The sequence below is a fragment of the Pontibacter brevis genome (assembly GCF_054779655.1).
In genome coordinates this window covers 13558-26618 of sequence record NZ_BAAGXV010000090.1, presented here as the reverse complement: position 1 = coordinate 26618, position 13061 = coordinate 13558, and the positions used below count along the sequence as shown (strand labels likewise).

The following is a 13061-nucleotide window of genomic DNA, read 5'->3' as shown; positions in this document are numbered from 1 at the left end:
GTGCATTCAGCATCCGGATAAAATTGATTCAGTCATTCAAAATTCAGTTATTCAAAATTGATAATTCTCGCTCCACATTGGCTTTTTGCAGCGTTTGCCATACTTGTTCCCATCGCTATCCACCTCTGGAACAAGCGGCAGGGAAAGACGGTGAAGATGGGCAGCTTACGCTGGCTGGAAGCATCGGCCAGTAACCGCTGGAGCAGCATCAGGCTGAACAATGTCTGGCTGCTCGTGCTGCGCTGCCTTATCCTGCTTCTGCTGGCCGTAGCCCTGGCGCAGCCAGTGCTCGTGCGGCCGCCCAAAGCACCGGAAAGCCGAAAGGCAGTATATGTGGGGCAGGAGCTACTGTATGCCTCTGCCGCACGGCAACAGCTTCAGCCTTCCATCGATTCGCTGCTGCAGCGTGGCTACCGCTTGCATACCTATACACCAGACTTTGCCGGTATCTCACAGGAGCAATGGCAAAGGCTAAGCAGCAGTGCTACAGACTCAGCTATTTCAGGCAACGCCAATTATTGGGCCCTACTACCTGTTTTAGAAGAGCGACACCCGCGGCCACAGGATAGCGTCTGGATCTTTACCTCAGACCAGCAGCGATATTATGCAGGCACCCGTCCTGCTGCTGTTTCAGAAAATATCCGCTGGATTCCGGTTGCCTCCGAAGCTACTGCTACCTGGCTGCAGACGGCGGTTCAGACCCCTTCTGATTCCTTGTTGCTGTTTATCGGGAATGGCACGCGCGAAGGCATTACCTACAGCCGTCATTTTGTTCCTGCCACTGCGCAAAGCATAACAGTAAATAACAAGCAGGTGCAGCTACAAAGGCAGGACGATACACTGCAGGCTACACTTCCGGGCAAAAATATCAGCCAGGTGCGGGTACAGACGGAGCCGCTTTCTGTAGCTGTGTTTGCCGACGAAGCGCAGCAGCCGGAACTGCGTTACCTGCAGGCTGCGCTTGGTGCTATCAGTAGCTATACAGAGTTGCCCATTGCTATCACCACAGCACAGGATACCACGGCTGACTGGGTATTCTGGCTACAAGGAGGGCAGGTGCCGGCGCAACTGCAGCAGCAGGTAGCCGAACAGGGCCTGAAACTGTGGATGCAATCTCCTGCTGAGCCCAGGACCATCAAAGCAAGTTTAACTACAAACGGAGAAGAGGTAGCGGTAAATCAAGTCAGCGAGACTGCAGCGGAGGATGCCCAACAAACCATTTGGGCAACACACAGCGGTGAGGCACTGCTGACGGTGCAGCAAAGCGGCAAGGGGCTCATTTATCATTTCCGAAGCGGGTTTAGCCCGGCGTGGAGTGGCTTAGGGCAGAGTGCGCAGCTGCCGGAGTTGCTCCTGCCCTTGCTGTTCCCAACCCAGGAAGCAGGCAAATATGATGTAAGGGCACTGGACGAGCAGCAGTTAAAGCCTGTCCGGGAGCTGGCTGTAACCACGGTGGCGGAACCCGAGGCGCAGCGTGTCTCCCTGTTGCCATGGGTGGTGTTAGCTGCTTTTGTGTTATTTTTGATTGAAAGGTTTATTGCCGGAAGGCGTGCAACAGTACAGTAATGGTTTCAGACAACAGCATTCAGATTCTCCACCGTATTCGCCGGCAGTATGTGCAGGCGAAGGGGCTGCTGTATGCCCTGCAGGCGCTGGCTATCATGGCTGTGGGCGTTGCGGTTCTCTACAAGTGGCGGCTTGAAGTACCTGTGCTTGCTGCCACGTCTATCGCCATCCTGCTGGCGGGAGTAATCTATTTTTTGATGCGTTGGAGTAGCATCCGGAAAACCAATGTAGAGCAGGTGGCGCGGCACCTCAACCGGCAGTACCCGCAACTGGAAGACAGCACAGAACTGCTCCTCCGCGATTCCGGCAACCTCAACCTGCTGGAAAGGCTGCAGCAGCAGATAGTGGCTGCCACACTTGAGAAGCTTCATCCGGAGAAAGAGAAAACCTTCAGCCTGCGCAGCACCGCTACCTATGTGGCGTTAGGCCTGGCCCTTGTATTATCAGCGGGTATTCTGTACTTACCAGCGGCTCCGCTTACAGCAAGCGATGCACCAGAAGATATACAGGTGCACTTTCCGGGTGCACCTCCCACGGCTACAGACACGGCAACTGTTATAGAGGGCATCGACATTACGATTACGCCTCCGGCTTATACCGGCAAAAGCGCCTATCCAGCTGAAAGTCCGAACATACGGGTGGAAGAAGGTGCTACCGTTAGGTGGCGCGTCCGCACAAATAAACCGGCCGGAACCTTGCAACTGGTACTGAACGAGGCGGATGCGGCTGATTTAGCAGCTGGGGAAGATGCCTACGTTTTGGCGCGCAGCTTTACAGTGCCTGCCGTTTACCACCTCAACCTCAACGGGCAGAAGTCCGCTTTTTATACCATAGAGATTATCCCGGACGAGGCGCCTGCTATTCAGGTGCAGCAGCCGAAGCAGTACACCGAAATCCTGTTTGGCGAGCCGCAGCGGGTGAGCCTGCAGGCACAACTCTCCGATGACTACGGCATACGGGAGGCCAACATGATTGCGACCGTAGCCAAGGGTACAGGAGAGGCGGTGAAGTTCCGGGAGGAGAAAATCAGCCTGGGCCTGAGCGGTACCCGCCGCAGCTTTACCGTGAACAAAACGTTGGACCTGCAGCAACTGGGTATGACGTATGGCGATGAGCTATACTTCTACGTGCAGGCCTGGGACAACCACCGCGGCTACACCCGCTCCGAAACCTACTTTGTAGAGATAGAAGACACCACCATTGTAGAAGCTGCCTTCGATATGTCGATGGGAGTAAACCCGGTGCCGGAGTATTTCCGGAGCCAGCGCCAGATTATTATTGATACTGAAAAACTACTGGCGGAGCAAAAAAGTATCTTCCGCACCGCTTTTGAGGAGCGCTCCAACAACATAGGAGTAGACCAGAAACTGCTGCGCCTGCGCTATGGCAAATTTTTAGGAGAAGAATCAGAGTCGGGCATCGGGCCGGGTGGAGGTATACCGGAAGGTGCCGAAGGGCATGAGGAGGCGGAGCATTCCGCCGGCGACGGCCACGACCACCCGGAGTTCGAGAACCAAAACGACCCGCAGGCGCTGCTCGACCCCTATATGCACAAGCACGACCAGGAAGGGGAGGCTACCATTTTTGAACCTGCCGTGAAAGCCAAACTGAAAGGGGCACTGGCGCAGATGTGGGAAGCAGAGCTGCGGCTTCGCACGCACAAACCCAAAGAGGCGCTGCCCTTCGAGTATAAGGCGCTGCGCATGTTAAAGGAGGTGCAGCAGTCGCAACGGGCTTATGTGGCTAAAACGGGCTTTGAGGCGCCACCCCTGAAAGAACCGGAATTACGCCTGTCGGGGGAACTGGATAAGATTACGCCGCTATCTGAAAGGCAGTCTATAAAAGCGGAGACAAAACTGCCCCATACCCGTGCTGCTTTGGACTGGCTGGAGCGCTATAAAAGGCAAGGCAAATACAGATTACAGGATGTGCAGGTGTTAGAGCAGGCGGGGCAGGAGCTGGCACAGCAGGCATTGAACAGGCCGGGGAGTTTTCTGCGTGCCTTGCAGGACCTGCGTACGCTCATCTCCGACATGAACAGTGGGGAAACGCTCTGCCAATCCTGCCTTGCCACTGTGGAGCGGGCGTGGGTGGCCTTGTTGCCACCTGCAGAAATGACACCGCAGCAGGAAACCGTTCGCCGAAGTCCGCTTTCCCGGCAATACCTGAAACAGCTAAACGCTAACTAACTTGCTACAGAATTTTCCTCCATATATCATTTGGATAGTTGCTGCCTTGGTTACACTCCTCCTGCTGTGGCTCGCCTGGAGACGCCCCAACCGGCAGCGGCTGGTGTGGCGGCTATTGGCTAGTGTGGTGACAGGCATCAGCCTGTTGTTGCTGGTCTTCCCGCCCACCACGCAGCAGGCCATCAACCCCAGCACCGCTATTCTGTTAACCGAAGGCTATAACAGCGATACACTACAACAACTGCTCCGGCAAGCAGCCGCTGAACCCCGGCTCTATAGCTATAAAACAGCTGCAGGTGATGCGACGCCTGTAGAGAGTGTGTACCTCCTGCGGCAGGAGCAGCCCGGGCTTAATAAAGTGCACCTGCTGGGGTATGGACTGCAGGCAGAAGAACTACAGGCGCTGGAAGGGGTACAGGTGCAACCGTATCTCTCTGCCAAACCTGCTGGCATGGCTGCTGTACATTGGCCTGAGAAAGTAAAGTTAGGAGAAGCAGTAGCGGTAAGCGGGCGATACACTCCGGGAGGTGAGGCAAGTACCTGGCTTTATCTTCAGGCGGCGGGAACGGTGCGGGACTCTGTGGAAGTGACAGCGGGTACTACAGCTGGCTTTGAACTTCGCTACACTCCCAGGCAGGCAGGGCAGTTTGTGTATAGTGTGGTGGAAAAGTCAGGGGAGAAAGCCGATACGTTAGGACAAGTGCCGATAGAGGTGCAACCAGTGCAGGAACTGGGTGTGCTGTTGTTGGCATCTTCGCCGCTGTTCGAGTTCCGTTTCCTGAAGAATCACCTGGCGGAGCAGCAGCACCGGGTGGCCTTGCGTACAACTATCAGCAAGGGCATGAGCCAGAGCGAATGGCTCAATATGCCGCGAACAAACTTAAACCGCCTTACACCGAGGCTCCTGCAGCAGTTTGATGTAGTCATCACTGAAGCGCAGGCACTGCAGGACTTAAGCGCCGGAGAGCGGGCTGTTTTAGAACGTGCCGTAGCAGAAGAGGGCTTGGGCGTGCTAACAATTACGAATGCACCCGTTAACAGCCGCAACACGAGCTTTTTTACATCTTTCCAGACACGAAGGCTCTCGCAGCAGGACACCCGCAGCACCCGTGCCTCCTGGGCCGACAATACCTCGGCCACCGCTGCCGCAGCTCCTTACACCTTGGTGAACACAACGGCCGTAGCAGGTCTGGTAGCAGAGCAAAATGGCCAGCTTTTGGCAGGTGCAAAGCAGGCAGGGTGGGGAAAAGTAGCCATGAGCCTGGTGCCGCAGACCTTCCCGTGGCAATTGGAGGGGAAAGAAGGGATATACGCCAGTTATTGGTCAAACTTACTGTCGGCAGTGGCAAAGCAGGAGGTGCAGGAACGGTTCTGGCAACTTTCCTTGCCGCAGGTGCCCAGGCCAAACCAGCCACTTACGCTTACCTTCACTGATAATGCTGCTGCTGGCGCTGATGTGCCTTCCGCTACCGTGACTTATATGGCAGATTCATCCAGCGTGAACCTGCCCCTGGCGCAGGACCCTGTGCAGCCTACGCAGTTCAGCGGGACCTTCTGGCCCCGCCGCAGTGGTTGGCACCAGGTCCAAATACCTGATGCGCCGCCCTATCTTATCTATGTACAGGGGGCTGCAGACTGGTCTTTTACAACCATACAGGAAAAGCAGCAGGCAACCCAGGCCTTTGTCGCACAACAAAACGCTGCTCCTGTTACGGACGCAGCCGTTGCTTACAAAGAAGAGCCGGTGCCGCTCTTCTGGTTCTTTCTGCTGTTTGTGTTGAGCAGCGGATTCCTGTGGCTTGAGGAGAAATTTTAAAGCAGAAAACCTCCCAGGAGCTGCGCATCGCGTTTTATGGGACTATCTAAAGCAGGAGGGGCTGCAGGCAAGTTACCTGCAACCCCTCCTGCTTTTAGTGAATGCTTAAAACTACTTTAGAATCTTGAACTCGGTGCGGCGGTTTTCCTGGTGCTCTGTTTCAGAGCACGATACACCGTCTGCACAGCGGTTGATAAGCTTAGTTTCGCCGTAACCTTTTGCTTTCAGCCTGTCTCTGTTAATGCCCCTGGAGATGATATAATCCACGGCGGCCTGAGCCCTTAGCTGCGATAGCATGTCATTATAGCGGTTAGACTGGCGGCTATCGGTATGAGAGCTTAGTTCAATGCGGATGGTAGGGTTATCGTTTAGTGTACGTACCAGCTTATCCAGTTCTTTGGCAGCGTCCGGCCGGATGTCATGCTTGTCCAGGTCATAAAAGATGTTGTCGAGCACAATAGGTTTATCAGGAATGCTGCGGTTAAAAATCATCTCTACTTTTACTGAATCGGTGTTGTAGCGGCAGTCCGGTGTAATGTTCAGTGTCTGTGTCAGGTAGCCTGGTTTGGAGCCTTTGATGGTATAGTTGGTACCTGCCTTTACCGGGAACATGAAGCCCCCGTTTTTGTCGGAGTACACCTCCAGTGGTGTGGCGCTTCCTTCTTCAGTCAATTGCAGCAGCACTTGCTCTACTGGCTCTTCTGCCTTTCGGGAAGTGCCGGCAATGGCAAAGCGTTCGATTGTTTTGCCAATCAGGGTGCACGGTACTTTAAAGGACTCAAAAGTAAAAATGTCGTCGGAACCGTTCTGTGCCAGACGACCCGAGGAAAGCATGCCTTTGCTGCCGGTGCTGTCCGCTAATATACCAAAATCATCATGCGCAGTGTTGAGCGGGTATTTCAGGTTCTGAACTTTCTTCCAGGCCTTGTGCGACCCTGCTGCTTTAAAAAGATCCAGGCCACCCATGCCAAGGTGACCGTCCGAAGAGAAGTACAGGCTGCCATCTTCCCCCAGGCTTACAAAACTCTCACGGCCGCTGGTGTTGATGTTGCTGCCTGCATTTACGGGCTTCCCCCAGGAGCCATCGCCCTGGCGCTCGCTGTAATAAATGTCTGTTTCGCCGAAGCCTCCCGGCATATCTGATACAAAGTACAATACCTGCCCGTCTGGCGTTATAGCCGGGTGCCCGATAGAGAATTCATTTGTGTTGTTGAACTTGAAAGGCTTTACATTTCCCCATTTATCCCCTTTGCGCTCTGCCGTGTAAATGCCATGGCGGTTGGTGTGGGTGCGGTTGTCTGTGCCTTTAAACCAACTGGTCGGGTCGGGGTTCGTATGGCCGGCGCTGCGCTTTACCACATGTGTGCGGGTAAAGTACAGGGTGTTTTCTTTTTCCAGGAAAACAGCGGGACCATTGTGATACGCCGTGTTCACAGACGGCGGCAGCGGTACAGGTGCGGCATAGGTGCTGTCCGAGGTAGCCTTTGCCAGGTACAGCTGTATGTAACCGTTGCCTGTCCAGTTGTTGCGTTCTGTCTGCTGCTTTTTGTCTACCAGCAACCTGTCGGAGGCAAATAGCAGGCCATCTGTTATTTTTACCGGGCTGAAATCTGCTCCCTCACCGTTAACCCCTGCGTGCTTCTGTACATTAAATGACTCCGGCCTTTGCATCCATTGCAAGGCTGTGTCGCAGGAGGCGGCCATTCGCAGTGCCAAAGCCGCCTGCCCCGGCACTTTATGGCCGTAGTCCAGGAACAGCTTTTTTGCCTTGGCATAGTTTGCGTTGCGTTTCGCAGACTCGGCATAGAGGTAGATGTTCGAAGGGTCTGCCTCGGGAAAAGCAATGGCCTGCGCATACCAGAACTCGGCTTCGCGGCTGTTGTTCAGAATGCGGTAGCTGTCGGCAATGCGCTGCACCACGGTCAGGTTTGGCTCTCCTTTGTCCAGTATGGCTTTGTAAGCTTCGAGGGCAAGGCTAAACTCATAGTTGTGGAAATACTTATCTGCCTGCTTCATGTCCTGGGCTTTCATGGCCACAGGTCCTCCAATAATCAGCCACAGCAGTAGCAGCAGGGTAAACTTTGTTCTCATGTGGGTAATCTGTAAATATTATAGGTTTCGGGGCGTCAGGATGCGGCCATACTTCTTTTGCAGGAAGGTGTAGCCGAGTGATACCTCATGGCTCCCGTAATTTCTTATTGCGCTCAGGCTGATATCATAGGAGTAGCCCACCCGGAACTTTGGCGTGGCATATACCTGCGCCATCAGGGCTACAGCGTTTCGTTTGTCCAGCTGCTTCATTGCCTGCTTGGTGAACATGGGCAGAGCAGTGCGGTAAGAGGCACCCAACCAGAGGCGGCTGTAGAGGAGCAGGAAAGAGTTCAGGTCAACGCTGGTCGGGCTTCGGAAATCTTCCTTTATCAGGATGCTGGGCTTCAGGCGAATGTTGCGGTCCAAATCAAACAGGTAACCTGTCGACAGGAAGTAATGGCGGCGTGGCGTGGCAATCTCAGTACTGCTGTCTTTGAAAGGAATGAGACTGGCTGCAGACAGACCCGCATAGTAGCGCTCGGTGTTAAAGAACACTCCTACTTTCAGGTCAGGCAGCACCTGCGACACACGCCCTTGTGGTATGGCAACATCCGGTACTTCACTCATGGAGCCAGGGTCCAGCCTGGTGCCGTCCAGCACGTACTGCGAGGCGCCGGCGGCCACACCAAGGGAAAGGGTGGAGAACCTGTCCAGTTCGATGCGGGTAGAGGCGTTGGCATATACCGCTGTCTGGCGCTGTACGCCTATTTCATCGTTCAGCAGGTGCAGGCCCCAACCTAGGCTTTTGGTGTTCGTGGGACCGTCGATACTCACTGTTTGTGTAGTGGGCGCGCCTTCAAAGCCTGTCCACTGGTTACGGTAAGTGGTGTTGATGTTCAGGATCTGCTTGCTGCCCGCATAGGCCGGGTTTATCACCAACTCGTTAAAAATGTACTGGCTGTACTGCGGTGCCTGCTGCGCAAAGGCAGCCGGAGCAGCTGCCAGCAACAGAAGCCCCAGTACTATTCGGATTGTTTTAACATGCTTTGCCATCTCCTTGCTATCTTACTATCGTCACAAATCCTTTGAAAGTCTTGTCGCTGCCGTCGCACATTTTCAGGCGCGCTACATAGAAGTAAGTGCCCTCACTCAGGTTGTCGCCGGTCCAGTTGTTTTTGTATGACTTGGCCTTGTATACCTCATTGCCCCAGCGGTTCAGGATAATCAGCTCATTCTGCGGGTAGTTCTGTATGTTGCGGATAGTCCAGGTGTCGTTGTTGCCATCGTTGTTTGGCGAGAACACATTCGGGAATGACACATCCGGTTTTGCCAGCTCTATGTTGGGTGTGATGCTGATAGGGTCGCTGCTGCAAATGCCGTTACTGGCTGTCACAGTTACCAGGCCAATGCTTTCTCCTGGTGTTACCGTGATTCTTGGGGTGCCCTGGCCCGACATAATGGTCCAGCCGGTCGGTACGCTCCAGGTATAAGTGGTGGCCCCGGCAACGGCTTCTACTTCCGCTTCATATACCAGTCCTCCGCAAGGGGTGCTGCGGTCTATAATGGTAGTTGGTGCGGCCATAGGTACAGCGTTTACCTGCAGGGTCGGGCCCTCGGTGCTGCCACAGCTGCTGCTGGCGGCTACTGCTACCGTGCCTGCTCCGCTTCCGGCCACTACTGTGATTTCTCCCGTGCCCTGGCCAGCCGTGATGATCCAGCCAGCTGGTACGCTCCAGGTATAAGAAGCGGAGCTGTTGGTAGCTGGTATGCTGTACACCACCGAACGGCCTGAGCAAACATTGGCTGGGCCTTCAATAGCGCCGGGCGCGGCCGGTAGCCCGTCTGATGGCACTACTTCTGTTTCTGCCGGCTCGCTGCTGCCGCAGCTGTTTCTGGCTGTCACTTTCACCTTACCTGCAGCGCTGCTTGCCTTTACTTCGATGGTGGCTGTGCCCTGGCCTGACAGGATGGTCCAGCCGGTTGGCACGTCCCATTCATAAGTATCTATTCCTTCTGTGGCTGTAACGCTGTAGGTGGTGGCTACACCCACACATGGGTTCTGCGGGCCTGCTGTTATTTGCGGCGTAGCAGGTGTTGACTGTGGTGCTACATCTATCGTTTTCGTGCTGCCGGAGCCGCAGGCGTTTGCAGCTGTTACTTTAACCTGGCCTACCGCAGTGCCTGCTGTAACAGTAATGCTGGTAGTGCCCTGGCCTGAGATAATGGCCCAGCCTGCTGGCACCTCCCATGTATAGGACATCGCATCAGGTAAGGCGGTGACACTGTAAGTGAGGTTGGTGGTGCCCTGGCAGAAACCGTTTTGCGGCGCCTGAATGGCCGCAATGGCTGCAGGCACACCTGTGGCTGGCGTTACGGCTAGTATCGAACGGTGGCTGCTTTCCCCGCAACCGTTTACTGCCGCAACCGTGACATCGCCTGCTACAGTACCTGCCCTTACCTCGATGGCAGTGGTGCCCTGGCCGGAAATAATAGCCCAGCCGGAAGGAACAGACCAGCTATAAGAAACCGCTCCGCTAACTGCGTTGATTCTGTATTGCTGTGAGCTGTTGCCGCAAACAGCCTGGCTGCCGGTAATAGCGCCCGGCACGGCCGGGGGCTGTGTGGAAACCGTTACGTTCTTCTCCATCTTCGTCTCTCCGCAACCGTTGCCCGCAATCAGGCTGATAACACCGGCAGTGTTTCCTGCTTTCACCGTTACCTGCGCTGTTCCCTGGCCGGATACAATTGTCCAGCCAGCAGGCACTTCCCAGAAGAATGTGCCGATGTTGGCAGTGCTTATCACCTCAAAACTAACGGTAGCGCCTGCACAAACATCGTTGTTGCTTTGTGACAGCTGCACATTTAGCGGAGCAGTAGACACAGGTGCTACAGACAGAGACGACTCAGGACTCGTACCGCAGGCACTTACGGCTTTTACCGTAATGCTGCCACTGCCAGTGCCCACCGTTACCTGGATACTTGTGCTTCCCTGGCCGGAGGTGATGCTCCACCCGTTCGGCACCGTCCAGACATAAGAAGTGGCTCCGCTCACAGCGGCAATGCTGTATATGGTGTTGGTGCTGTTGATACAGCTGAAGGGTGTCCCGGTAATGGCCCCTGGTGTAGCAGGTGCGTTCTGCGTGGTTTGTACGGTGATGGTGCTTCTGGCGCCGGCACCGCAGTCATTTACAGCCGCTACTGAAATCTCTCCGCCATTGCTGCTGGCATTTACGGTTACCCTGTTAGTGCCCTGCCCTGCTGTAATCACCCAGCCTGAAGGAAACTTCCAGTCATAGTTCAAGGCCGTGGCAACCGCATCAACTGAATAGACAAGGCCCTGCTCCACAGTACAGGTGGCTTGTGCGCCCGTAATGGGGCCAAGCGCAACAGGAGTTGTTGAAACTGGCTCCACAGGTAAGGTGGTGGCAGGGCTGGTGCCACAGGGGTTCTCTACCTGCACCGAAACTTCGCCTGCGCTGGTACCCACCCTTACGTTTATTCTGTTTGTGCCCTGGCCAGACACAATAGTCCAGCCGGTTGGTACGCTCCACTTATAGCCGTCTGTGCCTGCCCCTGCCACAGGGCTTACCTCGTAGGTTGCAGTGCTGCCTGCACAACCTTGTGTGGTACCCCGTATAGCGTCCGGTGCAGCCGGTGCCTCACTGTAGATTTGTACATTCAGTGTCTGGGCCTCGCCAGCGCCGCAGGGGTTTTCAGGCTGCACACGCACCTGGCCACCGTTACTTGTGGCGGCCACCGTGATGGATGTGGTACCCTGGCCCGTTACAATCGTCCAGCCAGTTGGTACTGTCCAGGTGTAGCTGGAGGTGTTTGCCAGTTCCGCAATGCTGTAGGTAAGCGTTTCGCCGCTACTGCAGAGGCTTACAGGTCCGGTTATAGGGCCTGGCTTAGCCGGAGGGTTACTCATAGGGATTATTTCAAAAGCCCTGGCCGGGCCCTCGCCGCAGGTGTTGCTGGCTGTAACTTTGATGAAGCCAGCATTCGAGCCAGTCCTTACCCTGATGCTGGTGTTGTTGAGCATGGTATAGCTCCAGCCTGAAGGTACACTCCAGGAGTAGCGCGTGGCACCCTCCACAGGTGCGATGCTGTAGACGTAGCTTTCATTTGCGCATACTTCGGCAGGGCCTGTTATCTCACCTGTTTCAGAAAGGAGCACGCAAAAACTGAGGTTGGCGGTGTTGTTGCTTCTTGCTTCATCGATTCCGTATCCATACACCAGGGCCCTCAGGTAGCCGGAGCCAGCTACGTTCAATCTGGCGGTAATAGTTAAAGTAGCTTCCTCTTTATAGTTCAGGTTGCCTACTGTCCAGGTGCTGCCGTTGAAAGAAGTGTTCGGGATAGAAGAGGTGTAACCCAGCAGCTCTCCTGTATACTGGATACCGCTCACAACCACCCCATTCTCGTTTACCGGGCCATTGTTCCTGATTTTGATGGTGTAGGTAATGATTTCCCCGAAGTCGTAGGTATCCACCCCTTTAGAGCCAGGTGTTTTGCTCAGGCTGATTTCCAAATCAGCAGGGAAGTTAAGCACGTTGTTTGTCAGCCTCACTTCACCCTGAGGAGCTATCAGGCGCCCCTGCAGCTGGACGCCTTCGTTTAAAATAATGTTGCTCCCGGAGAAGATGTTTCCGATGGCAGAGGTGCCTCTGCTTATTGTCACTTCATCCTCTATTACCCAGTAAATATTAATGCTGCTCGCGCCGTTGAGCATTTCATATTCTGCCCGTTGAATATGGAGTCGGTTTGAAACCTGGATGATGAACACGGCATTTTCCCGGCCCTGCCCGTTAAAGGTCAGCTTCCCGTTAAGGTTGGCATTTCCTGTTACACGATGTACACCAGGGGTAATGGTTTTGCCTCCCAGGTTTCCGTCGTTCAGCGTGGAAGTCGGAAGCAGGTTAGCCAGGGCAGCCTGTATGGTACGAGCCTCCGCTATGGCCAGCTTTGCATAAAGATTCTGCTCGTGTCTCTCTCCTTTGATTTCTCCTGGAGGGAAACCTTCTATAGGTCCGTCTGAGGTACCCACGCTTGCATGTACAACAGTGCTGCTCTCACTGACAACTTTTTGTGATGCAAGCGCACTGAATTCATAAACAGCACCAAGCGATGGAGCGGTTTGAGCAAAAGAAACAAGTGAGAACATACAAAAGCCAATCAGCAAGAATATGACTTTTTCTAAAAGGTGTCTCATTAAGTCTTACCGTAAATGTTTTGCTAATTAATATTCTCCTTTATAATGTCTGGCACTGTTTAGCTTTTACATTTTGTATAATATCAACTACTTGCAAATATGATATTTGAAGTACCTGAGTTATTTACACAATTTTTTTATGAAATATCTTCATAAAAAAGCAGTTTAAGTCCTGTAATGGCTGTTGTGTTCCTTCGTGCTGCTAAATATCTGAAAACAAGAGTGCAATACAAACAGGATTCTTGAA

6 protein-coding genes are annotated in these 13061 nt (G+C 54.1%); 3 read left to right on the top strand and 3 right to left on the bottom strand.

Annotated features, from left to right (window positions below):
• The first annotated feature begins 57 nt into the window (after positions 1–57).
• The 3 genes from ACYVB1_RS20990 to ACYVB1_RS20980 are packed head-to-tail and all read left to right on the top strand — an operon-like array spanning position 58 to position 5571.
• The gene (locus ACYVB1_RS20990; protein ID WP_460925776.1) at positions 58–1566 is read left to right on the top strand and encodes a BatA domain-containing protein; all 1509 of its coding nucleotides are present in this window, start codon (positions 58–60) and stop codon (positions 1564–1566) included.
• The gene (locus ACYVB1_RS20985) at positions 1566–3755 is read left to right on the top strand and encodes a DUF4175 family protein (protein WP_460925775.1); all 2190 of its coding nucleotides are present in this window, start codon (positions 1566–1568) and stop codon (positions 3753–3755) included. Before ACYVB1_RS20990 ends, ACYVB1_RS20985 begins: the two co-directional genes overlap by 1 nt.
• Positions 3756–3801: 46 nt before the next feature.
• Positions 3802–5571, top strand: coding sequence for a hypothetical protein (locus tag ACYVB1_RS20980; protein WP_460925774.1), 1770 nt, complete (start codon positions 3802–3804; stop codon positions 5569–5571).
• Positions 5572–5682: 111 nt separating this feature from the next.
• Here ACYVB1_RS20980 and ACYVB1_RS20975 read toward each other — a convergent pair whose 3' ends face one another.
• Genes ACYVB1_RS20975 through ACYVB1_RS20965 form a run of 3 tightly spaced genes read right to left on the bottom strand, consistent with a single transcriptional unit; the run spans position 5683 to position 12814 of the window.
• Positions 5683–7662: an OmpA family protein gene (locus ACYVB1_RS20975; RefSeq protein WP_460925773.1), complete on the bottom strand. Its 1980-nt coding sequence runs from the start codon at positions 7660–7662 to the stop codon at positions 5683–5685.
• 18 nt (positions 7663–7680) lie between these two features.
• Positions 7681–8655 carry a PorP/SprF family type IX secretion system membrane protein gene (locus ACYVB1_RS20970; protein WP_460925772.1) on the bottom strand — a complete coding sequence of 325 codons (975 nt, stop codon included), beginning with the start codon at positions 8653–8655 and terminating at the stop codon, positions 7681–7683.
• A 7-nt stretch (positions 8656–8662) separates the two neighbouring features.
• Positions 8663–12814 (bottom strand): ice-binding family protein, encoded by a 4152-nt coding sequence (locus tag ACYVB1_RS20965; RefSeq protein WP_460925771.1) that lies wholly within the window; start codon positions 12812–12814, stop codon positions 8663–8665.
• Positions 12815–13061 lie beyond the last annotated feature (247 nt).